Below are 23,094 nucleotides of genomic sequence, written 5' to 3'. Positions count from 1 at the left end.
CACGCGAATCGACAGGAAATTAATCATGGCAAAACCTGCTGCTCGTCCTCGTAAAAAAGTTAAAAAGACAGTGGTTGATGGCATCGCCCACATCCATGCATCTTTTAACAACACAATCGTGACCATCACCGACCGTCAAGGTAACGCGCTTTCTTGGGCTACCTCCGGTGGTTCGGGTTTCCGCGGTTCCCGCAAGTCCACCCCGTTTGCTGCTCAAGTAGCTGCTGAACGTGCTGGTCAAGCTGCGCTGGAATATGGCCTGAAAAACCTCGACGTTAACGTCAAAGGTCCAGGTCCAGGTCGTGAGTCTGCTGTCCGTGCATTGAACGGCTGTGGCTATAAGATCGCCAGCATCACCGACGTGACGCCAATCCCGCACAACGGGTGCCGTCCGCCGAAGAAGCGCCGCGTGTAATCCAGGAGATTGTAAAGAATGGCTCGTTACATTGGTCCAAAATGCAAACTCGCTCGTCGTGAAGGCACCGATCTCTTTCTGAAGAGCGGCGTGCGCGCGATCGAATCGAAGTGCAACATTGAAGCAGCACCTGGTATCCACGGCCAACGCCGCGGTCGCCAGTCCGATTACGGCACCCAACTGCGTGAAAAGCAGAAGGTCCGTCGTATCTACGGCGTTCTCGAGCGTCAGTTCAGCGGCTACTACAAAGAAGCTGCTGGCAAGAAAGGTGCAACCGGTGAAAACCTGCTGCAACTGCTCGAATGCCGTCTGGACAACGTTGTATACCGTATGGGCTTTGGTTCGACTCGTGCCGAATCCCGTCAGCTGGTATCGCACAAATCCGTCAGCGTAAACGGCCAAACCGTTAACGTCCCGTCGTACCAGGTTCGTGCTGGTGACGTGGTCGCGATTCGCGAGAAAGCAAAAAATCAACTTCGCATTGTCCAAGCTCTCGATCTGTGTGCCCAACGTGGCCGCGTAGAATGGGTAGAAGTAGACACTGAGAAGAAGTCGGGCGTTTTCAAGAACGTTCCTGCTCGCAGTGATCTGTCCGCCGACATCAACGAAAGCCTGATTGTCGAGCTCTACTCCAAGTAAGGGCTAGAAAATAGGTGCATCCATGCAGATTTCGGTAAATGAGTTCCTGACACCCCGTCACATTGATGTGCAGGTTGTCAGTCCAACCCGCGCCAAGATCACTCTCGAGCCTCTCGAGCGTGGTTTTGGCCACACCCTGGGCAACGCGCTGCGCCGCATCCTGTTGTCCTCAATGCCCGGCTGTGCAGTAGTCGAGGCCGAGATTGACGGTGTGCTCCACGAGTACAGCGCCATCGAAGGTGTACAGGAAGACGTAATTGAAATCCTGTTGAACCTTAAAGGTCTGGCTATCAAGCTGCACGGCCGTGACGAAGTTACGCTGACCTTGTCGAAGAAGGGTTCGGGGGTGGTTACCGCTGCCGATATTCAGCTGGATCATGATGTCGAGATCGTTAATCCCGATCACGTAATCGCTAACCTGGCGTCTAACGGCGCCCTGAACATGAAGCTCACCGTAGCTCGTGGTCGTGGTTATGAACCGGCCGACTCGCGTCAGAGCGATGAAGACGAAAGCCGCAGCATTGGTCGCTTGCAGCTTGACTCTTCGTTCAGCCCGGTTCGCCGTATCGCATACGTGGTGGAAAACGCCCGTGTCGAACAGCGTACTAACCTGGACAAGCTGGTTATTGATCTGGAAACCAACGGTACTCTGGATCCTGAAGAGGCTATCCGCCGCGCTGCAACCATTCTGCAACAGCAGTTGGCTGCGTTCGTCGACCTCAAAGGTGACAGCGAACCAGTGGTAATCGAGCAGGAAGACGAGATCGATCCGATCCTGCTTCGCCCGGTTGACGATCTGGAACTGACTGTACGTTCGGCTAACTGCCTTAAGGCGGAAAACATTTACTACATCGGCGATCTGATTCAGCGCACCGAAGTAGAACTGTTGAAGACTCCGAACCTGGGCAAGAAATCCTTGACTGAAATCAAGGACGTTCTGGCCTCCCGCGGTCTGTCCCTCGGCATGCGCCTCGACAACTGGCCGCCTGCAAGTCTTAAGAAGGACGACAAGGCGACTGCCTGATCGTCGTAATCACCGAACGTGAGTTTGGTAAGGAATGAACCATGCGTCATCGTAAAAGTGGTCGTCACCTGAGCCGTACCAGCTCGCACCGTAAGGCTATGTTCCAGAACATGGCGGTGTCGCTGTTCGAGCACGAGCTGATCAAAACTACACTGCCGAAAGCTAAAGAACTGCGTCGCGTTGCTGAGCCGCTGATTACTTTGGCCAAGACAGACAGCCTGGCTAACCGCCGTCTGGCTTTCGACCGTACTCGTTCGAAAGCTATCGTTGGTAAGCTCTTCAACGACCTGGGCAAGCGTTACGCTACCCGTGAGGGTGGCTACCTGCGCATCCTCAAGTGCGGTTTCCGCGCTGGTGACAACGCGCCTATGGCGTACGTTGAGCTGATCGATCGTCCAGTTGGCGGTGAAGCTGTATCCGCTGAGTAAGACGTCAGTCTGTAACGAGGAACCGGGCCTAGTGCCCGGTTTTTTGTGCGCGTTAGAAAACTCGAATAACCTCGAGCGGATAGTCATTCGGCTATTTAATCCGTTTTTAGCTATCCGTTCAGATTGTTCGTTAGTTAATTTCTATCGAAGATCATGATTTAATGAATTTGATGGTGTCATCTTCCTGGTCAATACTGCCCCCCAAGCCGATTAGCCGGCAGTTCCAAGACTGACCTGAGGAAGATTGAGCATGAGCCAGAATAAAACCCTTACTACCGCCAGCGGCGCCCCCGTTGCCGATAACCAGAATTCCCGTTCGGCCGGCCCACGCGGCCCATTGCTGCTCGACGATTTTCACCTGATCGAGAAGCTCGCCCACTTCAACCGTGAAAACATCCCTGAGCGTCGCGTACACGCCAAAGGCTCGGGTGCCTACGGTACCTTCACCGTCACCCAAGATATCACTCAGTACACCAGCGCCAAGCTGTTCGAGTCGGTGGGTAAGCAAACTCCGACCTTCCTGCGCTTTTCCACGGTAGGTGGCGAGCGCGGTTCGGCTGACACTGAGCGCGACCCACGTGGTTTCGCCTTGAAGTTCTATACCGAAGAAGGCAACTGGGACATCGTTGGCAACAACACCCCGGTGTTCTTCATCCGTGACCCGCTGAAATTTCCGGACTTCATCCACACCCAAAAGCGCCTGCCGCAAAGCAACCTGAAAAGTGCACAGATGATGTGGGACTTCTGGTCGCACTCCCCTGAGGCGCTGCACCAGGTCACCATCCTGTTTTCGGACCGCGGCATCCCGGACGGCTACCGCCACATGCACGGCTTCGGCAGCCACACCTACAGCCTGATCAACGCCAAAGGCGAGCGTCACTGGGTGAAGTGGCACTACAAGACCAAGCAAGGCATCAAGAACCTGGCGCCGGCTGACGCTGCACGCTTGGCAGGTACCGACCCTGATTACGCCCAGCGCGATCTGTTCGGCGCTATCGAGCGCGGCGACTTCCCGAAATGGCGCGTGTGCATCCAGATCATGACGGAAGCCCGGGCGAACGCTCACTACGAGAACCCGTTCGACGTGACCAAGACCTGGTCGCAGAAAGAGTTCCCGCTGATCGAAGTCGGCGAACTGGAGCTGAACCGCAACCCGCTGAACTATTTCGCTGAAGTTGAGCAGGCGGCTTTCGGTCCAAGCAACATGGTTCCGGGTGTTGGTTTGTCGCCAGACCGCATGCTGCAAGGTCGCGTGTTCGCTTACGCTGATGCCCACCGCTACCGTGTCGGCACCAATCACCAGCACCTGCCGGTGAACGCGCCACGCAGCCCGGTCAACAGCTACCAGCGTGACGGCTCGATGGCATTCGGCGCCAATGGTGGTGCGGCTCCCAACTACGAGCCAAACAGCTATGCCGATGCACCGAAACAGGCTCCTCAGTATGCCGAGCCAGCCTTGGCCCTGAGCGGCGCGGCGGATCGTTACGATCACCGCGAGGACACCGACTACTACAGCCATGCCGGTGCGCTGTTCCGCCTGATGAATGATGGGCAGAAAGCCCTGCTGATCAACAACATCGCCGGCGCCATGGCAGGGGTTTCCAGCGACGTGGTCCAGCGCCAGTTGCAGTACTTCTTCAAGGCAGATCCGGCTTATGGAGAAGGGATCGCATCTGCACTGGGTGTATCGCTTAACTAACTCTAAACGATAAGCAGAACCGCCCTCATTTGGGCGGTTTTTGCGTTATTTCAGCTACTTTTCACCGGAAATCTTCACTTTTCTGCCGTTGGTCCCGTGACCTCCGGGTCATCATGGTTCAAACTACAGACTTTCAAGCAGGGAGATGTAGGGCGATGCAAGGTCACCCCGACGTAATCGATTACCTCAACACGTTGCTGACGGGCGAACTGGCAGCTCGTGACCAATATTTCATTCACTCGCGGATGTACGAAGACTGGGGCTTTACCGAGCTCTACGAGCGTATCAACCACGAAATGGAAGAAGAGGCACAGCACGCCGACGCGCTGATGCGCCGTATCCTGATGCTCGAAGGCACGCCACGTATGCGTCCCGACGACCTGGATACCGGCACCACGGTGCCTGAGATGCTCGCCAGCGACTTGCGCCTTGAGTACAAGGTCCGTGCCGCGCTCTGCAAGGGCATTGAGCTCTGCGAGCAGCACAACGACTACGTCACGCGGGAAATCCTGCGGGTGCAGTTGAATGACACCGAAGAAGATCACACCTACTGGCTGGAAAAGCAGTTGGGCCTGATCAAGTTGATTGGCCTGGAGAACTACCTGCAATCGCAGTTCTGATTTCTCCGGCTACAAAAAAGCCCCTGTCACTGTGTAAGTGACAGGGGCTTTTTCGTGGGCCTGAACAATCAGTCCTTGTCGCGGGCCAGCAGCGGCTTGAGATAGAAGCCGGTGTGAGACTGCTTCATTTCCGACACTTGCTCCGGTGTGCCGACCGCAATGATCTGCCCACCTTTGGAGCCGCCTTCCGGCCCCAGGTCCACCAGCCAGTCGGCGGTCTTGATCACATCCAGGTTGTGCTCGATCACCACCACCGTGTTGCCGTGGTCACGCAGGCGATGCAGCACATCCAGCAATTGCTGAATATCCGCGAAGTGCAAACCCGTGGTCGGCTCATCGAGGATATACAAGGTCTTACCGGTATCACGCTTGGACAGCTCACGAGACAGCTTGACCCGCTGCGCCTCACCACCCGACAGCGTGGTCGCCGACTGCCCGAGCTTGATGTACGACAGGCCGACATCCATCAGCGTCTGCAGCTTGCGCGCCAGGGCCGGTACCGCGTCAAAGAACACTCGGGCTTCCTCGATCGTCATCTCGAGGGTTTCGTGAATGCTTTTGCCCTTGTACTTGATCTCCAAGGTTTCGCGGTTGTAGCGCTTGCTCTTGCACACGTCGCACGGCACGTAGATGTCCGGCAGGAAGTGCATCTCAACCTTGATCAAGCCATCGCCCTGGCACGCCTCGCAGCGCCCGCCCTTGACGTTGAACGAGAACCGGCCAGGCCCGTAGCCACGTGAGCGGGATTCCGGCACACCGGCGAACAGCTCGCGAATCGGCGTAAATAGCCCGGTGTAGGTCGCCGGGTTGGAACGCGGCGTGCGGCCAATCGGGCTTTGGTCGATATCGACCACCTTATCCAGGTGTTCCAGACCCTTGATGCTGTCGTGAGCGGCGGCTTCAAGAGTCGTCGCGCCGTTCAGTGCAGTGGCGCTCAACGGAAACAACGTGTTGTTGATCAGCGTCGACTTGCCCGAACCGGATACACCGGTCACGCAGGTCAGCAGTCCCAACGGGATTTCCAGATCGACATTGCGCAAGTTGTTGCCGCGCGCGCCTTTGAGGTGCAGTGCCATCTTCTTGTTGCGCGGCGTACGTTTGGCCGGCACGGCGATCTTCACACGGCCCGACAAGTATTTGCCGGTCAGCGAGTCAGGATGCGCCATCACTTCTGCCGGAGTGCCCTCGGCGACAATATGCCCACCGTGCACACCCGCGCCCGGGCCGATGTCGACCACGTAGTCCGCAAGACGAATGGCATCTTCATCGTGCTCAACCACGATCACCGTATTACCGATGTCCCGAAGGTGCTTCAGCGTACCCAGCAAGCGATCGTTGTCCCGTTGATGCAAGCCAATGGACGGCTCATCGAGGATGTACAACACACCGACCAGGCCGGCGCCAATCTGGCTGGCCAAGCGAATCCGCTGGGCCTCACCACCGGAAAGCGTATCGGCACTGCGGTCCAGTGACAGGTAGTCCAACCCCACGTTAACCAGGAACTGCAACCGCTCACGAATTTCCTTGAGGATCTTGTCTGCAATCTCCCCGCGGCGTCCTGTCAGCTTCAGTGTGCCGAAGTATTCGCAGGCATCCCCAATCGGCAGGTTGGTCACTGCCGGCAGGGTTTTCTCACCGACCCACACATGCCGCGCTTCACGGCGCAGGCGCGTGCCACGGCAGTCCGGGCACGGCTGGGTGCTGAGGAACTTGGCCAGTTCTTCGCGCACGCTGGCGGATTCGGTCTCGCGGTAGCGTCGTTCCAGGTTCGGCACGATGCCTTCGAACGGGTGGGAGCGTTTGACGATATCGCCACGGTCGTTCAAATATTTGAAGTCGACGTTCTGCGAACCGCTGCCGTGCAGGATGAATTTCTGGTGTTCGGCCGTCAGTTCGTTGAAGGGCACTTCGAGGCTGAACTTATAGTGCGAGGCCAGCGAACCCAGCATCTGGAAGTAATAGACGTTACGCCTGTCCCAGCCGCGTATCGCGCCCTCCGCCAGCGTAAGGTCACCATTGACCAGGCGCTTGATGTCGAAGAATTGCTTAACCCCCAGGCCATCACAGGTCGGGCAGGCGCCCGCCGGGTTGTTGAAGGAGAACAGCTTCGGCTCCAGCTCGCTGATGGCATGGCCACAGATCGGGCAGGCGAAGCGCGCGGAGAAGATGATTTCTTCCCCTGGCTCGTCGTCCATCGGCGCTACCAGAGCAATACCGTCCGCCAGCTTCAATGCGGTTTCGAAGGACTCCGCCAGGCGCTGCTGCAAATCGGCACGCACCTTGAAGCGGTCGACCACTACGTCAATCGAATGCTTCTTCTGCTTATCCAGCTTCGGCGCTTCGTCCAGCTCATAGAGCTTGCCGTTGATCCGGGCACGAACAAAACCTTGCGCACGCAGTTCTTCGAAGACGGAAAGATGTTCACCCTTGCGCTCGCGAATCACCGGTGCCAGCAGCATCAGCTTGGCACCTTCCGGCTGGGCCAGCACCAGGTCGACCATCTGGCTGACGGTCTGGGCTTCCAAGGGGATGTCGTGGTCCGGGCAACGGGGGATACCTACGCGGGCATACAGCAGGCGCAGGTAGTCGTAGATCTCGGTGATGGTGCCCACGGTAGAGCGCGGGTTATGGGACGTTGATTTCTGTTCGATGGAAATCGCGGGCGACAGGCCTTCAATGGTGTCGACGTCGGGCTTTTCCATCATCGACAGGAACTGGCGGGCATAGGCCGACAGGGATTCCACGTAGCGGCGCTGGCCTTCGGCGTACAGCGTGTCAAACGCCAGGGACGACTTGCCGGACCCGGACAAGCCGGTGATGACGATCAGTTTGTCCCGTGGCAGGGTCAGGTCGATGTTCTTCAGGTTGTGGGTTCGAGCCCCACGAATCAGGATCTTGTCCAAGATGGCCTCGCACGGCGGGCGTAAATAATGCAGGAGTATACGGCTAAAGACTGGATGAATATACACTGTCAAAGTGCCGGGTGCAGCCTTACATGAAAGCTGCGCGGCAAAGCGCCGCATATACCCTCTCAATCGATGGGACTGGTAGAATCGCCGCCGGTTCACACGAGGTTTATCCATGCACGATCCCCACAGCGAACGCATGAGTGGCAGCGAGACCCGCGCAGCAAGCGGTCTGGCCCTGGTGTTCGCATTCCGTATGCTTGGCATGTTTATGGTGTTGCCGGTGCTGGCGACCTATGGAATGGATCTCGCAGGAGCGACCCCGGCCCTGATCGGTCTGGCGATTGGCGCCTATGGCCTGACCCAGGCGCTGTTTCAGATTCCGTTCGGGATCATTTCCGACCGCATCGGCCGCCGGCCGGTGATCTACCTGGGCCTGATCGTATTCGCCCTGGGCAGTGTGCTCGCGGCCAATGCCGACTCGATCTGGGGCGTGATCGCCGGACGCGTCCTGCAAGGCGCTGGCGCTATTTCCGCCGCCGTCATGGCGCTGCTCTCCGACCTGACCCGCGAACAACACCGCACCAAGGCCATGGCCATGATCGGCATGACCATTGGTCTTTCGTTCGCCGTGGCAATGGTGGTTGGCCCGCTGCTGACCCGCGCGTTCGGTTTGCACGGCCTGTTCCTGGCCACGGGTGGCATGGCACTGTTCGGCATCGTGATCGTTGCCTTTATGGTGCCGCATTCCACCGGGCCGCTGCAGCACCGTGAATCGGGCGTCGCGAAACAAGCGCTGTTGCCCACCCTCAAGCACCCGGACCTGCTGCGCCTGGATTTGGGTATCTTCGTATTACACGCGATGCTGATGTGCAGTTTCGTCGCCTTGCCCCTGGCCCTGGTGCAAAAAGCCGGGTTGCCCAAGGAGCAGCACTGGTGGGTATACCTTACTGCGCTGCTGATTTCCTTCTTCGCCATGATCCCGTTCATCATCTATGGCGAGAAGAAACGCAAAATGAAACGAGTTCTGCTGGGCGCCGTCGCGACATTGATGCTCACTGAGCTATTCTTCTGGCAGTTCGGCGACAGCCTGCGGGCGCTGGTGATCGGCACGGTGGTGTTCTTCACCGCGTTCAACCTGCTGGAGGCTTCGTTGCCTTCGCTGATCAGTAAGGTTTCACCGGCCGGCGGCAAAGGCACGGCGATGGGCGTGTATTCCACCAGCCAGTTCCTCGGTTCTGCACTGGGCGGGATCATGGGCGGCTGGATGTTCCAGCATGGCGGTTTGTCGGTTGTGTTCCTGGGATGCGCAGGTCTGGCTGCCCTCTGGCTAGCCTTTGCTGTTACCATGCGCGAACCTCCCTATGTGACGAGCCTGCGCTTGCCGTTATCGCCCGAAGCGATCCGCGAAGCCGGTCTGGTCGAGCGCCTTAAGGCCGTTGTTGGGGTTACGGATGCTGTGGTTGTTACTGAAGAAGCCGCCATCTACATCAAATTGGACACCGAATTATTGGATCGCGCGACGCTCGAGCAACTGGTCAACCCAGTGCCGACAGCGCGCCCAGCCTAGGAGAACGTTATGGCCCGTGGGGTTAACAAAGTCATATTGGTCGGTACATGCGGCCAGGATCCCGAAGTTCGCTACTTGCCGAACGGTAACGCCGTGACCAACCTGAGTCTGGCGACCAGCGAACAGTGGACCGACAAGCAAACCGGCCAGAAGGTCGAGAAAACCGAATGGCACCGTGTGTCGATGTTCGGCAAGGTTGCAGAGATCGCCGGTGAATACCTGCGCAAAGGTTCGCAGGTCTACATCGAAGGCAAACTGCAAACCCGCGAGTGGGAAAAAGACGGCATCAAGCGTTACACCACTGAAATCGTGGTCGACATGCAAGGCACCATGCAACTGCTGGGCGGCCGTCCACAGGGCGACCAACAAGGCCAGGGCGGCATGTCCAACTCGGCACCGCGTCCACAGCAGCAGTCCCGTCCGCAGCCGACCCAGCAGCCACAGCGTGAGTCGCGTCCAGCGCCACAGCAGGCCGCTCCTCAGCCGGCAGCCGACTTCGACAGCTTTGATGACGATATTCCGTTCTAAGGTCGCTTGAGACCCGAACTGTCGCGTAACACCAGAAAACCCCCGATGGCTTTTGCCTCGGGGGTTTTTCATTTCGTGGCTGGCAACCGGCTAAACATCAGTAGAGGCGGCGCTCACCACCAGTTCCCGAAACCGCTCCAGCACTGAAGACGTATCACCCACCCGCGTTGCCAAATGCAACGGCGCTACCAGGCTACGACACTCCGACAGCTCTCGATAAACAATCCCATCCCCCCGCAACCGCTGCATGGATGCCGGCACAATCGAAACCCCAAGCCCTGCAGCCACAAGGCTCAACGTCGCCGTCATGCGCGGCGCCTCTTGCACAACCTGCGGGCTGAAACCTGCTTCGCGACACGCCACCAGAATCGCGTCATACAACCCAAGTCCCACCCGGCGCCGATAGAGCACAAAGGCTTCGGTGGCCAATGCCGCCAACGGCAGCGGTGTCGACGGATCGATAGCCAGCGGGTGATCTGTGGGCAGCGCTAGCAACATCGGCTCCACCAGAACCGGTTCATCCTGCAACGCCTGCGTCCCGCTCAGCGGCGAACGGATAAATGCCGCGTCGAGTTTTTCATGGAGTAACGCGTCCAGCAGTTCACCCGTGCCAGCTTCTTCCAAAACAACAGAAACACCGACAAAGGTTTCCCGAAACAGGCGCAACACGCTGGGCACAAATGGATGCAAGGCGGCAGAGCTGGTGAAGCCAATCGCCAAGCGCCCACGTTCACCCCGGGCAGCGCGGCGCACAATGTCGGCCACACCATCGACGGTGGCCAAAATATGTCGTGCCTCTTCCAGCAAGGCCAACCCCGCAGTGGTCGGACGCACGCCCCGTGGCAGGCGCTCCATCAGCACCACGCCCAACTCGGCTTCCAGACTTTGCAACAGGCGCGTCAATGGCGGTTGCTGCATGCCAAGTCGTTCTGCTGCGCGGGTGATATAGCCTTCTTCGGCAATCGCGACGAAGGCCTTAAGCTGCCTGAGCTCCAGCATATGGAATACTTTTCAGGTATGGGAGGTGATCAATCCTGGCATTTGTTCTCATGGATCACAAGATTTAGGCTGTCGACACTCCTCACAGAAGAAGGAACGCCGCAATGACCTGGTCAGCCAAGCAATACTCGATGTTCGAACAACAGCGCACCCGTCCCGTCCGGGATCTGGTCGCGGCCATCCCTGATGGCGACGTGCGCACGGCCGTCGACCTGGGCTGCGGCCCGGGCAACTCGACTGAGGTCCTGGCTGATCGCTTCCCGCAGGCGTTGGTCACCGGTATGGACAGCTCTGATGACATGCTGGTCGACGCCCGTAAGCGCCTGCCTGCGTTGAATTTTGAATTGGCTGATATCGGTGCCTGGAACCCGGCGCAAACATTCGACGTCATCCTCGCCAATGCGTCGCTGCAATGGCTGCCCGACCACGCCACGCTGTATCCGCACCTGGTAAGTCAGTTGACGCCGGGTGGCACCCTGGCGGTGCAGACGCCCGACAACCTCGATGAACCGGCCCACAAGCTGGCGCGGGAAGTTGCCGCGGACGGTCCATGGGCCACAAAGATCGGCGCGGTGAAACATAACGAACGCCATACCGCGAGCTACTACTTTGAACTGCTGAGCAAACACTGCTCCACGGTGGATGTTTGGCGCACCACCTACCACCATCCGCTGGCAGGTTCTGCTGCGGTGGTGGAGTGGTTCAAAGGCTCGGCATTGCGCCCGTTCCTGGCGCCTCTGACCGAGTCAGAAAAGAGCGCCTTCCTGGACGAATACCTGGCGCGGATCACCAAGGCTTATCCAGCGCTGGCCGATGGCACTGTGTTGCTGCCGTTTCCGCGCCTTTTCATTATCGCTACCCGGTAAGAACAGGGGCGATCAATCGGCGGACAAGAACTGTTCCGCCGATACCACGCTCGCGTAAGCAAACCCCAACGACGACATAAACGCGGCATGCACCTGGGCCGCCGGCACGGTGGTGCCATTGAATTCGAGGTCCCGTGTCGCGCAGGCATCGTGGATTACCGTCATGGCGTAGCCCATATCCGCCGCCGCGCGCACCACGCCGTCGATGCACATATGGCTCATGCTCCCCACCACCACCAACTCGGTGATGCTGCGTTGTTCCAGCAGTGCCCGCAGGTTGGTTTCGCGGAACGCATTGACGAAATGCTTGAGCACCACCGGCTCATCGGCCTGGTTCAGCACCTTGGGGTGCAGATGCGCACCCTCCGAACCTGGGGTGAAGAAGGGCGCATCGTCGGAGGTAAATTCGTGACGTACATGAATCACCGCATCGCCCGCCTGGCGAAACGCCTGGAGCACTTGCTGTGCCTTGTCTGCCGCTGAGTCCACCCCGTCAAGCGGCCACTTGCCCTGGGGGAAGTAGTCGTTCTGGATATCGATTAGGATGAGTGCTTGTTTGGCCATGTTGGTTTCCTTGTGAGGGTTGATGCGTCCAGTATCCTGGCTGGCGCGGCGCCTGGGGATTGGCCGCACCGACAATAACAGAGGGAAAACTGACAATGGCGATCGTCGAGCTCGGCGTGCTGATCTACAGCGGTGCGCAAATGGCCGCCGTGCATGGCTTGACCGACCTGTTCGCGGTCGCCAACCGGATTGCGGCCGAGCATCAGTCCGAGCAACTGCCGTCTCTGCGCATCAGTCATTGGCAGGCCGAAACAGGCCATGCGCCGACCCGTGTGTTCGACAGCCAGCCCGGTAGCGGGAATGGGCTGACCGCCTTGCTGATTCCACCCTCCATCGCCGGCTTTTCCGAAGGCCAGGCGTCCGCTGAATTGCTGGATTGGCTGCGCCAGCAACACCGCACCGGGACCATTCTGGGCGGGGTGTGCGTGGGCTCGATCCTGATGGCGGAAAGCGGCCTGTTGGACGGTCGCAGCGCCACCACGCACTGGACATCGGCCAAATCATTCGCCGCCCGTTATCCGGCGATTCGCCTGGAAGCCGACAAACCCATCGTCGACGACGGCGACCTGATCACCACCGCCGGCCTTATGGCCTGGTCCGAACTGGGCCTGCGCCTGGTGGACCGTTTGCTCGGCCCGAGCATCGCTGCCAGCACTGCGCGTTTCCTGGTGATCGAACACAGCGACAGCGCCAGTGAATGCGGGAGTAACTTTGCGCCGATCCTCGCCCATGGCGACGCTGCGATTCTCAAGGTGCAGCATTGGCTGCAGGCCAGCGGTGCGGTGGATGTTTCGTTGGCTGCCATGGCGCTAGAGGCGAGACTTGAGGAGCGCACCTTCCTGCGACGGTTCCGCGCCGCTACGGGTTTGAAACCCACCGAATACTGCCAGCACCTGCGAGTGGGCAAGGCGCGGCAGATGCTTGAGTTCACCAACGGCACCATTGATCACATCGCCTGGACCGTGGGTTACCAGGATCCCGGTGCTTTCCGCGCCACCTTCAAGAAAATCACCGGGCTGGCGCCAAGCGACTACCGAAGCCGTTTCGGCGTAACCCCAACAAAGGCCCAAGTCTGAATCGTGCAGAAAACCGCGACACCGGGATCACTTCGTGCAGAATAAAACAGGCCAAGTGCTATCGCTTTTCCCGCAACTGATTGATTCCCCGCGCGTTTAAACAAACGCCGCCTTGGCTTGATCCCTGCTACCGTTTCCTTACACACATGGCAGCAGAGCCAAGGGGGACACATGACCCCGACAAATCGCAAAAAAATCGTGGTGGCGCATTCAGTCCGCCCGGACGCGCCATTGCACGAAGTGGAAACCAACCGCGCACTGGCCCGTTGGCTGGCGCACGTCCTCGGGCTCAAATATGGCGGCAGCTATAACCCTGAGCTGCACAGTGGGCGCGACCTCTATCTGTTACCTACCCAGACGCTGGTCGGCGCGGCCCAGGCGCGGCAGTTGGGTGTCAAAGGCCCTGAGGATTTGTGGGGCGGCTACGTCGACCACGATTTCATCTGCACCAAGGCTGTCAGCCACGGCTTGCTGAATAAAAATGCGGTGGCCCCGGAAGGCTGGTCGCCGCTGTTTTCGGAGCGCATCCGCAATGTGGTGCTGGATGGCTTGAGTGTGCACGCCCTGGAAGATGCGCGGCCAGCGGCGACCCACTTGCTCTACACCGGTCCGATCCGCCTCAAGCCCGTGCATGCCTGTGCCGGTCGCGGCCAGGAAGTGATCCGCAGCCTCGATGAATTCGACGCCATTCTCGCGCGGCCCGACGCGGCGCAATTGTTCAGCGAAGGCGTTGTGCTGGAGCAGGACCTGCGCGACGTGGTCACCCACAGTGTCGGTCAGAGCTTTATCGGCGATCACGTCATCAGCTACTGCGGTGATCAATACCTGACCCGGGACGGGCAGGGCGAAGAGGTCTATGGTGGTTCTAACCTGTTGGTGGTGCAGGGCTACTACGAAGACCTGCTCCAGCTCGAGCTGCCCGATGACGTACGTCTGGCTATCCAACAGGCGCAGACCTTCGATAGCGCGGCGGATGAGGCCTATCCCGGGTTCTACGCCTCGCGGCGCAATTACGACATCGCCCAAGGCCTGGATAGCGATGGCCAGCGCCGCAGCGGCGTGTTGGAGCAATCCTGGCGCATGGGCGGGGCCAGCAGCGCGGAAGTCGCGGCGTTGCAAAGCTTCGTCAATAACCCCGGGCTGCGGGCGATTTATGTCTCCTCGGTAGAGACCTACGTCGACCAGCCACTGCCGGCTGACGCGATCGAGGTGTACCGGGGCCCGGCAGAAAACAGCGACTTTCTTCTCAAGTACGTGACGGTCAAATCTTATGACGGCTAGAAGCGAAACCATTGCCATTGATATCGACGACGAACAGATGAGCGGGACTTTCCTCAGTCCCAAATCGAAAGTGCCGGGGGTGTTGTTTGTCCACGGCTGGGGCGGCAGCCAGGAGCGTGACCTGGAGCGCGCCAAAGGCATCGCCGGACTTGGTTGTGTATGCCTCACATTCGACCTTCGCGGCCACGCCGGCAACGGCATTCCGTTATCCCGCGTCACCCGCGAAGACAACCTGCGGGACCTGCTCGCAGCCTATGACCGCCTGCTGTCACATCCGGCCATCGACACCTCGGCGGTGGCGGTGGTCGGCACCAGCTACGGCGGTTACCTGGCTGCCATCCTCACCTCGTTGAGGCCCGTACGCTGGCTGGCGCTGCGGGTGCCCGCGTTGTACCGCGACCAGGAATGGCTCAAGCCCAAGCGCGACCTCGATAAGGCCGACTTGATGGATTATCGCGGGACCTTTGTGCACGCCGAAACCAATCGCGCGCTGCATGCCTGCGCGGCGTTCACCGGTGATGTGCTGATCGTGGAATCGGAAACCGACGACCATGTGCCCCACGCCACCATCATGAGCTACCGCGCCGCCTGCCAGCAGACGCACTCGCTGACCCACCGGATTATCGACGGTGCGGATCACTCCCTGAGTGACCCGGTGTCCCAGCAGGCCTACACCTCGATCCTGGTGGACTGGATTACCGAGATGGTGGTGGGCGAACGCTTGAGCATCATCCAGTCGTAGGCGTCTTCTTCACCCGCAGCGCCTTGGCCTTGGCTTCCACCGCGAGGTACATCACCAGGGCCACCAGCAGCGGCAGAATGAAGTAGATCGCGCGATAAGCGATCAGTCCCGCGAGCAAACTGCCGCGGGACGCTTCGTGCTGCAGCAGGGCAATGAACACCGCCTCCAGCACCCCAAGCCCTGCGGGTATATGCGTGACCACCCCGGCAATGCTGCTGATCAACAGCACCCCGAGCACCACGGGGTAATCCAGTTGTTTGGGCAGCAGCGTGAAGATCACCGCCGCCATCAGCGACCAGTTCAGCGCGCCGAGTGCCAACTGCAACACCGCCATGCGCAGCGATGGCAGGCTGATTTCAATCCCGCGCACCGACCACGCGCGCTTTTTCGACAAGCGACAGGCCAGCAGATAACCCAGGCTCGCCAGCACCAGCAATACGCCGACGCCTTGCAGCGCGCCACTGCTGAGTTTCCACCCCGGCGGCAATGTCACCAGCCCGCTGCTGAACACCGCGCCGGCAATCGCCATGTAGCCGAACCAATTGGTGGCCAGGCTCAAGCCGAGGATCTTCGCGATATTCCCGCTGCTCACCCCAAGCCGGGAATACAGGCGGTAGCGCATGGCGATGCCACCTACCCACGCGCTCAGGTTGAGGTTGAACGCATAGCTGATGATGCCCACCGGCAAAATTTGCTTCCAGCCCAACGGCTGGCGGATGTAGGTGCGGCCGATCAGGTCGAAGCACGAATACACCAGGAAACTGCACAGGGTCAGCGCACCTGCGATGAGCAGCGTGCGCAGCTTGAAGTCGCCCAGGGTGTCGAGCACTTCGCTCCAGTCGATACGCCGGGCGAGCAGGGTGAACAACACGATCAACACCAGGAAAAACACCACCGTCAGTGGTTTTTTCCAGCGTTTAAAAAAACCGGGTTGAGCGCTTTCTTCAGCGGTGCGAGCTTGGGTCATGATCCGGGCGCTCCTCATGAACGAAGGGTTTCAACCTCGGCTTATGCGCCGGCAGCCAGCCGGTCCAGGACGGAAAATGCCGCAGCACATGGAACACCAAAAAACCCACGGTCACCCGCCAGAACCAGCCGCGAGGCGCGCGGTTTTCCGGCATGGTCTTGCAGTGGTTCTGACTCAAATACTCCAGGCGCTCGAACAACTGCTGATTGAACCCGCGATCACGAATCAGCACATTCGCCTCAAGGTTCAGCGACAGGCTCAGCGGATCGAGATTGCTCGAGCCCACCGTGCTCCACTCCTCATCCACCAGTGCCACCTTGCCGTGCAGCGGGCGCTGGCAGTACTCGTGGATCACCACACCTTCCTTGAGCAAATAGTCATAGAGCATGCGCGCGGCCAGCTTGGCCAGCAGTACATCCGGCTGGCCTTGCATGATCAATTGCACCTCCACGCCGCGCCGCGCGGCATTACGGATTTCCCGCAGCAGACGATAGCCGGGAAAGAAGTAGGCGTTGGCAATCACCACCCGCCGCTCGGCCTTGCGCAGCGCGTGCAGGTAGGCCTCTTCAATATCGGTACGGTGTTGCAGATTGTCCCGGTAAATCAGCCGCACCAGGCCATCGCCTTCGCCCGCGGCCCATGGCGACGGTCGTTGCTCGCGCCGCCAGCCGCGCCGTTTACGCACGCGCCGGCCGCTTTGTGCGAGGGCGAAATGATGCAGGTCGGCCACCGCCGAGCCTTGCACCTGCACCGCATAATCCTGCTTGGCTTCGGGGCCGAAATCCCCCAGGTGATCCGCAGAAAAATTGATCCCGCCGATAAACGCCACGCTGGCGTCCACCACCACAATCTTGCGGTGCAGGCGGCGAAACCAATTGGTGCGAAAGCCCAGTGTCTTGCTCGCCGGGTCGAACATCTGCACGGTCACGCCGGCCTGGCTCAATTCGCTGAGAAACCCCGGTGTCAGCTCGCCACAACCAAAGCCATCGAGGCTGGCGACGACCTTTACGCCACGCTGGGCCGCCTCGATCAAAATGCCTTTCAGCTCGTGACCGACCTTGTCCTCAAACAGGATAAAGGTCTCCAGCAGGATCTCCCGCTGAGCCTGGCGCATCGCCTCAAACACCTTGGGAAAGTAGGCCTCGCCGTTCTCCAGCAGCTCTACTTGGTTACCGCTTTGCCAGCCGTAATCCAGGTCCCGGGCCACGGCATCGTCTGGCGGTTGATCCGTCGCGATATGTTCCACCGCGACCTTTTCCAGTGGGGCGCTGTTCATAACTCGATCTCCACCGACAACGGCGCGTGGTCCGACAAATGTGACCACGGGCGGCTGGTCAGGACTTGTGGCTGATGCACCTTGAGGTTGCGCACATAGATGCGGTCCAACGGTAGCAGCGGCAGACGCGCCGGGAAGGTACGGGCAGGCTTGCCGTGGGTTTCGATGAACACTTCCCGCAGCCCGCAGTGGGCAAGATCGGCCCGCTGGCGCCAGTCGTTGAAGTCACCGGCGACAATCACCGGTGCGTCGGCGGGAATCTCGGCGATCCGCTGCGCGATCAGGCGCAGTTGCTGCTGGCGATGCACTTCCCGCAGCCCGAGGTGCACGCAGATGGCATGTACCTCCTGCACGTTGCCCGGCAAGCGCAGCACGCAATGCAGCAGCCCGCGGCTTTCGTGGCCGCTCTGGGAAATGTCGAGGTTGTCGTAGCGGATGATCTGGAATTTCGACAGCAACGCATTGCCGTGGTCGCCATGGGGATATACCGCATTGCGGCCGTAGGCGTATTGCGGCCAGATGCTGTCGGCGAGGAACTCGTACTGCGGCATGCTCGGCCAGTTGCTGTAGCGCTTGGGATGGCGCTCGTGGGTGCCGTGGATTTCCTGGAGGAACACCACATCGGCCGCCACGCTGCGAATCGCATCACGCAACTCGGGCAGAATGAAGCGCCGGTTGAGCGCGGTGAAGCCCTTGTGGGTATTGACCGTCAGCACCCTGAAGCGGGTAATGGTTTCGGTGGGCGTGATCGGCATCAGCTCCGGGTGGGTCATGGCAGCACCCCCGCGTCCGGCAACTTGCCGGGTTCGGTGGCCAATGTCTGGTCCAGGCCAAAACGCTGGAGCAATTCCCGCGCGTCGAAGGGGGCACGCACCTTGATGTCGTTATCGAAGTAGCAAAACACCTCGCGCTGTTTGCGGGCGCGGGGTTTGTGTTTCGGGTCGATCAACTGTGCATCGGTGGGCTGCTTGCCGTGGCTCCAGCGTTCGATGCGATCGCCCCAGCGCTTGATCGCTTCGGACGTATAGCCGCTGGCATACAACGCTTTGTCCCCATGCAACCGCAGATAGACAAAGTTCGCCGTGACATCTTCCAGATAGGGCCACTTGCCGGCCGTGTCCGCCACCACCAGGGCCACACCGTGCTTGTCGAGCATCTCGACAAACTCCGGCACGGCGAAACTCTTATGGCGAATCTCCACCGCATGGCGCAGCGGCCTTTTACCGTGAGCCTGCATGCTCGCCTTGCCGTTCAGGCGCGGCTCATGCTCACGGGCGAGGGCGGCGGCCTGCTGGGTAGTGGTGGGTAATTCGGCGAGAAAGGCTTCAAACAACGGCGGGTCGAATTTGAAACTGGGCGGGAACTGCCAGAGGATCGGCCCGAGCTTTTCCTTGAGTTCCAGCACCCCGGAAGCGAAGAAATTCGCCATCGGCTTGTGTACTTCCCGCAACCGCAGGATATGCGTGATATAGCGCGGCGCCTTGACGCTGAACACAAAGTCTTCAGGCGTATCGCCATACCACTCGGCGTAGCGCTTGGGTGTTTGCAGCGCGTAGAACGAGCCATTGATCTCGATGCTGTTGACCGCCCGTGAGGCAAACTGCAGCTCGCGCTTCTGGGTCAGGCCCTCGGGGTAGAAATCCCCCCGCCAGGGCGTGTAGCGCCAGCCGGAAATGCCGATATGAATCGCGGCCATGATGACTCCCGTGGGTTAACTGTGTGGTGACCTCCGTTTTAGGGTGACTGTGATGATCGGGAGAAAGTTTCGACGGTCCTACAGACGGTGTGGCGCTGGGCAACACCACACTCCAATGTGGGAGCCGGGCTTGCCCGCGATGACGGCGTGTCAGCAGAGACATATCTCACTGATCCACCGCCATCGCGGGCAAGCCCGGCTCCCACAGTTGCTTTGTGTTTATCCCGATGGATCAGTGCCCGCCAACCACCCGGGTCGAACTCTCGGCATACACCGGGCCCAACCGGTCAAGACGCCCGCTCCAGGCGGTCAGCGCCAGGGCCACCAGCACCACCGAACCGCCAATCCACGCCGTGTGGATCAAGCCCATGTGAGCGACGATCAAGCCACCGGCCCACGCGCCACCGGCAATCCCCAGGTTGAACGCCGCGATGTTCAGGCCCGAGGCCACGTCCACCGCGTTCGGCGTGTGATGTTCCGCCTGGCGCACCACGTACACCTGCAAGCCCGGCACGTTGCCGAAGGCGACCGCGCCCCACACCAGCACCGTGGCCAAGGCCAGCCATGGGTTGCTTGCGGTCATGGTCAATACAAACAACACAGCGGCGAGCAGGGCGAAGATGATTTTCAGGGCACTGATCGGTCCGCGTTTGTCTGCCAATTTTCCGCCCCAGATGTTACCGACGGCCACCGAGATACCGTACACCAGCAGCACCAGGCTGACGGTGCCGGCGCTGAACCCGGAGATATCCTGAAGAATCGGCGCCAGGTAGGTGAACGCGATGAACGAGCCGCCGTAACCGACCGCTGTCATGGCGTACACCAGCAGCAGCCGTGGCTGTTTCAGAACTTGCAGTTGCTGCAACAGCGACGCGGGTTTGTTGTGGGCGATGTTGTTCGGCACGTAGAGCAGGCTGCCGATAAACGCGATCAGACCCAGGGCCGAGACGGCGAGGAAGGTTTCACGCCAGCCGAAGTGCTGGCCGATAAATGTCCCCAGCGGCACACCGGTCACCAACGCGACGGTCAGACCGGTAAACATGATGGCAATCGCGCTGGCGGCTTTTTCCTTGGGCACCAGGCTGGTGGCGATGGTCGAGCCAATCGAGAAGAACACCCCGTGGGCCAGGCCGGTGACGATCCGCGCCAGTACCAGGGACTCATAACTCGGCGCTTGCCAGGCCAGCAGGTTGCCGAGGGTGAACAGCACCATCAGCGACAACAGCAGCAGTTTGCGTGGCACTTTGCCGGTCAGGGCGGTGAGCACCGGCGCGCCGATGGCCACGCCCAGGGCGTAGAGGCTGACCAGCAGGCCGGCGGACGGCAGGCTGACGCCAAGGTCGGCGCCGATGGTGGGTAACAGGCCAACGATGACGAATTCGGTCGTCCCGATGGCAAAAGCGCTGAGGGTCAGCGCGAGCAAGGCAATGGGCATGGCTGCAACTCCGGTGGGTTTCAATCAGGAGCGCAGTCTCCGGGTTCGGCTTGTGCGGAAAAAGACAGGTATTGGCATTTGATATTTGCCTGGTACGCACGGATCGACGCGCGGGGGGAACGATCGGGCGTCAAACCCGTCAGTTCCTTACAGACCCTTCTGAAGGAGCCCGGTGTTTTGTTGAATTTAAAGACTGTGCTACTGCTCGGCACGCTGCTGTTCTGCGGCAGCGGCGCGCTGCAAGCGGCCACCGCCCCCGCGGCTCCAGCGCCTGCCGCCCCGGCCACGCCGGAACTGTTGGTAGAAGGCGGCCTGCTCGGCGCCATCAGCTCCAGCATCGATCATGTGCAGGACAAACTCGACCTCAACCAGAGCCTGGTGGACGCCTGGCGCCTGCGGGCCGATCGGGCGGCGGATGAAGTGGACAAGCTGGTCAACCAGCCGTCCGAACGTTCCTCATGGAGTGTGGCCGGGGATTTCCTGTTGTTGTCCGGGGTGTGGATCGGCGCCTTCGCCGCGCTGACCCTGCTCGGGCGCTTTATCGTCAAGCGCCTGAGCCTGCAGCGACATATCGCACCGCGCCAGCGCCTCCAGGCGTTGCTCGGCTACTTGATTCCCTACACGATTCCCGCCTTGATCTGTTTGCCACTGACGCTTTACGTCAGCCATTTCCTGCCCACGTCAGTGGGCCGCGCGCTGGCCCTGTGTTTTGCCTATGCCACCAGCAGCGGTATTTTTTCAACTTCGATCCTGCTGTGCGTGATCGTCATGTTCAATGTCGGCCACAAGCGCCCGGCGGTGCAGATTATTCGTGACTACTGCCCCAAGCCGCTGTTCCTGATCGGCTTCCTTGCGGCCCTCAGCGATGCGCTGACCAGCCCGCAGATCGCTCGCCAATTGGGGGGCAATATCACCGCCAGCGTGGCGATTTTTACCGGGCTGTTTGCCTCGGTGATTTTCGGCATGCTGGTGATTCGCCTGCGCCGTCCGGTGGCCCATTTGATCCGCAACCGGCCCCTGGCCCAGCGCTTGAAACACCCGGCGGTGCAGCAATCCCTGCGGGTGTTTTCCGGCCTGTGGTATTGGCCGATTCTATTGATGGTGCTGGTGTCGGCGATCAACCTGATCGGCGCCGGCGACGACAGCCAGAAAGCCCTGCGCTGCGCACTGTTCACCACGATCCTGCTGATCGGCACGGTGTTCCTCAGCACGGTGTTGCAGCACCTGTTCCAGTCCCGCAGCACGGTGGCGGTCCAGCGCAGCAGCGCCTACAAAGAGCGTTTCCTCAGCCTGCTGCACGCGCTGTTGCGCATCGTCATGGCCATCGCCTTTATCGAAATCCTCGGGCGTATCTGGGGCGTTTCGCTGTTTGAATTTGCCCAGCGCAATTCCGTGGGCCGGGCCATCAGTGATTCCCTGAGCAGCATCGGTTTGATCCTGCTGGTGACCTGGCTGTTCTGGGTGGTGCTCGACACCGCGATCCAGGAAGCGCTGAAGCCACCGGTCAACAAACGCTCCAGCCGCCAGCCCAGCACACGGGTGAAAACCATCCTGCCGCTGCTGCGCAACGCGGTGAAAATCATCCTGGTGGTGATCTGCGCGATCACCACCATGGCGAACCTGGGGATCAACGTCGCACCGCTGCTGGCGGGTGCCGGGGTGGTGGGTTTGGCCATTGGTTTTGGCTCCCAGCAACTGGTGCAGGATGTGATCACCGGGCTGTTCATCATCATCGAAGACACCCTGTCGATCGGCGACTGGGTGGTGCTCGATTCGGGCCACGCCGGTACCGTCGAGGGCCTGACCATCCGCACCCTGCGCCTGCGGGACGGCAAGGGGTTTGTGCATTCGGTGCCGTTCGGGCAGATCAAGGCCGTCACCAACCAGTCGCGGCAATTCGCCTACGCGTTCTTCTCGGTGCAGTTCACCTACGACACCGACGTCGACAAGGCCGTGGAGTTGATTCGCGAGGCGGGGCAGTCGATCCGCGACGACGTGTTCCTCAAGTACAACCTGCAAGGGCCGCTGGAGGTATTTGGCGTCGACAAGATGGACCTCAACGGCGTGGTGCTGACGGCGCAATTCCGTACGGTGTCGGGCGGGCAATATGCGGTGAGTCGTGCGTTTAACCAGCGGTTGAAGAAGCTTGTGGATAACTGCGCCTTCGTCCACTTCGCGCAAACTTATCCACAGCAGGTGATGGTGCCGCAGCGGGTTGGGCAGCAGGTGGATGAGCCGGGAGAAGAAGTGCCTTCGTCGGTGGTGCTTACCGAGCAGCCAAGAACCCAATAGTTGTTGTGGTGGCAGTACTGGCCTCATCGCAGGCAAGCCAGCTCCCACAGTTGGAATGCGATCAAAAGTGG

General features: G+C 60.0%; 21 protein-coding genes. 13 read left to right on the top strand and 8 right to left on the bottom strand.

Annotated elements, in window-relative coordinates; translation table 11 throughout:
• The first annotated feature begins 25 nt into the window (after positions 1 to 25).
• The 6 genes from rpsK to bfr all read left to right on the top strand — a co-directional run bounded on the left by rpsK (position 26) and on the right by bfr (position 4,825).
• On the top strand, positions 26 to 415 hold the full coding sequence (gene rpsK, locus K0H47_RS01500) for a 30S ribosomal protein S11 (RefSeq protein ID WP_002555466.1): 390 nt from the start codon (positions 26 to 28) through the stop codon (positions 413 to 415).
• Positions 416 to 433: 18 nt separating this feature from the next.
• Positions 434 to 1,054 carry a 30S ribosomal protein S4 gene (rpsD, locus tag K0H47_RS01495; RefSeq protein ID WP_003210056.1) on the top strand — a complete coding sequence of 207 codons (621 nt, stop codon included), beginning with the start codon at positions 434 to 436 and terminating at the stop codon, positions 1,052 to 1,054.
• Positions 1,055 to 1,076: 22 nt separating this feature from the next.
• Complete coding sequence (locus tag K0H47_RS01490; RefSeq protein WP_003176403.1) at positions 1,077 to 2,078, top strand: DNA-directed RNA polymerase subunit alpha; 1,002 nt, start codon at positions 1,077 to 1,079, stop codon at positions 2,076 to 2,078.
• A 41-nt stretch (positions 2,079 to 2,119) separates the two neighbouring features.
• Entirely contained in the window at positions 2,120 to 2,506 is a 387-nt protein-coding gene (gene rplQ, locus K0H47_RS01485) for a 50S ribosomal protein L17 (RefSeq protein WP_003210053.1), read from the top strand.
• A gap of 250 nt (positions 2,507 to 2,756) precedes the next feature.
• Positions 2,757 to 4,205, top strand: coding sequence for a catalase (locus K0H47_RS01480; RefSeq protein ID WP_063026817.1), 1,449 nt, complete (start codon positions 2,757 to 2,759; stop codon positions 4,203 to 4,205).
• A gap of 155 nt (positions 4,206 to 4,360) precedes the next feature.
• The gene (gene bfr / locus K0H47_RS01475; RefSeq protein WP_003210048.1) at positions 4,361 to 4,825 is read left to right on the top strand and encodes a bacterioferritin; all 465 of its coding nucleotides are present in this window, start codon (positions 4,361 to 4,363) and stop codon (positions 4,823 to 4,825) included.
• Between the two features lie 68 nt (positions 4,826 to 4,893).
• Here the strand turns inward: bfr and uvrA are convergent, their stop codons facing one another.
• Entirely contained in the window at positions 4,894 to 7,728 is a 2,835-nt protein-coding gene (uvrA, locus tag K0H47_RS01470) for an excinuclease ABC subunit UvrA (protein WP_010174605.1), read from the bottom strand.
• 178 nt (positions 7,729 to 7,906) lie between these two features.
• On the opposite strand from uvrA, the gene K0H47_RS01465 reads away from it, so the two are divergent.
• Both K0H47_RS01465 and K0H47_RS01460 read left to right on the top strand, forming a co-directional pair.
• Entirely contained in the window at positions 7,907 to 9,301 is a 1,395-nt protein-coding gene (locus K0H47_RS01465; protein WP_017476314.1) for an MFS transporter, read from the top strand.
• A 9-nt stretch (positions 9,302 to 9,310) separates the two neighbouring features.
• Positions 9,311 to 9,829, top strand: coding sequence for a single-stranded DNA-binding protein (locus K0H47_RS01460; RefSeq protein ID WP_003210042.1), 519 nt, complete (start codon positions 9,311 to 9,313; stop codon positions 9,827 to 9,829).
• 90 nt (positions 9,830 to 9,919) lie between these two features.
• Here K0H47_RS01460 and K0H47_RS01455 read toward each other — a convergent pair whose 3' ends face one another.
• A complete protein-coding gene (locus tag K0H47_RS01455) occupies positions 9,920 to 10,828 on the bottom strand; it encodes a LysR family transcriptional regulator (protein WP_219271808.1) in 909 nt (302 codons plus the stop codon).
• Positions 10,829 to 10,932: 104 nt separating this feature from the next.
• Here K0H47_RS01455 and tam point away from each other — a divergent pair, with 104 nt between their 5' ends.
• Entirely contained in the window at positions 10,933 to 11,694 is a 762-nt protein-coding gene (gene tam / locus K0H47_RS01450; protein ID WP_219271806.1) for a trans-aconitate 2-methyltransferase, read from the top strand.
• Positions 11,695 to 11,706: 12 nt separating this feature from the next.
• On the opposite strand, the gene K0H47_RS01445 is transcribed toward tam, so the two are convergent.
• A complete protein-coding gene (locus tag K0H47_RS01445) occupies positions 11,707 to 12,258 on the bottom strand; it encodes a cysteine hydrolase family protein (protein ID WP_219271805.1) in 552 nt (183 codons plus the stop codon).
• Positions 12,259 to 12,353: 95 nt separating this feature from the next.
• Here K0H47_RS01445 and K0H47_RS01440 point away from each other — a divergent pair, with 95 nt between their 5' ends.
• The 3 genes from K0H47_RS01440 (at position 12,354) to K0H47_RS01430 (ending at position 15,357) form a co-directional block, all read left to right on the top strand.
• Positions 12,354 to 13,334, top strand: coding sequence for a GlxA family transcriptional regulator (locus K0H47_RS01440; protein ID WP_219271803.1), 981 nt, complete (start codon positions 12,354 to 12,356; stop codon positions 13,332 to 13,334).
• Between the two features lie 171 nt (positions 13,335 to 13,505).
• Positions 13,506 to 14,615, top strand: a complete 1,110-nt coding sequence (locus tag K0H47_RS01435; protein WP_218264216.1) for a DUF3182 family protein — start codon at positions 13,506 to 13,508, stop codon at positions 14,613 to 14,615.
• Positions 14,605 to 15,357, top strand: coding sequence for a S9 family peptidase (locus tag K0H47_RS01430; RefSeq protein WP_003210032.1), 753 nt, complete (start codon positions 14,605 to 14,607; stop codon positions 15,355 to 15,357). The genes K0H47_RS01435 and K0H47_RS01430 overlap by 11 nt, the downstream gene beginning before the upstream one ends.
• Here the strand turns inward: K0H47_RS01430 and K0H47_RS01425 are convergent.
• The 5 genes from K0H47_RS01425 to K0H47_RS01405 all read right to left on the bottom strand — a co-directional run bounded on the left by K0H47_RS01425 (position 15,344) and on the right by K0H47_RS01405 (position 20,731).
• A complete protein-coding gene (locus tag K0H47_RS01425) occupies positions 15,344 to 16,324 on the bottom strand; it encodes a lysylphosphatidylglycerol synthase domain-containing protein (RefSeq protein WP_063026826.1) in 981 nt (326 codons plus the stop codon). The two genes, K0H47_RS01430 and K0H47_RS01425, sit on opposite strands and share 14 nt — an antisense overlap.
• Positions 16,302 to 17,600 carry a cardiolipin synthase ClsB gene (gene clsB, locus K0H47_RS01420; protein WP_177026917.1) on the bottom strand — a complete coding sequence of 433 codons (1,299 nt, stop codon included), beginning with the start codon at positions 17,598 to 17,600 and terminating at the stop codon, positions 16,302 to 16,304. Before clsB ends, K0H47_RS01425 begins: the two co-directional genes overlap by 23 nt.
• On the bottom strand, positions 17,597 to 18,373 hold the full coding sequence (locus tag K0H47_RS01415; protein ID WP_063026830.1) for an endonuclease/exonuclease/phosphatase family protein: 777 nt from the start codon (positions 18,371 to 18,373) through the stop codon (positions 17,597 to 17,599). Before K0H47_RS01415 ends, clsB begins: the two co-directional genes overlap by 4 nt.
• The gene (locus tag K0H47_RS01410) at positions 18,370 to 19,296 is read right to left on the bottom strand and encodes a DUF72 domain-containing protein (RefSeq protein WP_219271801.1); all 927 of its coding nucleotides are present in this window, start codon (positions 19,294 to 19,296) and stop codon (positions 18,370 to 18,372) included. Before K0H47_RS01410 ends, K0H47_RS01415 begins: the two co-directional genes overlap by 4 nt.
• A gap of 232 nt (positions 19,297 to 19,528) precedes the next feature.
• Positions 19,529 to 20,731: an MFS transporter gene (locus K0H47_RS01405; protein WP_219271799.1), complete on the bottom strand. Its 1,203-nt coding sequence runs from the start codon at positions 20,729 to 20,731 to the stop codon at positions 19,529 to 19,531.
• A 177-nt stretch (positions 20,732 to 20,908) separates the two neighbouring features.
• On the opposite strand from K0H47_RS01405, the gene K0H47_RS01400 reads away from it, so the two are divergent.
• Positions 20,909 to 23,023 carry a mechanosensitive ion channel family protein gene (locus tag K0H47_RS01400; protein WP_219271797.1) on the top strand — a complete coding sequence of 705 codons (2,115 nt, stop codon included), beginning with the start codon at positions 20,909 to 20,911 and terminating at the stop codon, positions 23,021 to 23,023.
• Positions 23,024 to 23,094 lie beyond the last annotated feature (71 nt).

Source organism: Pseudomonas sp. Xaverov 83 (assembly GCF_019352905.1).
Taxonomy (GTDB): Bacteria; Pseudomonadota; Gammaproteobacteria; order Pseudomonadales; family Pseudomonadaceae; genus Aquipseudomonas; species Aquipseudomonas yamanorum.
This window is presented reverse-complemented; position numbering and strand designations above follow the sequence as displayed.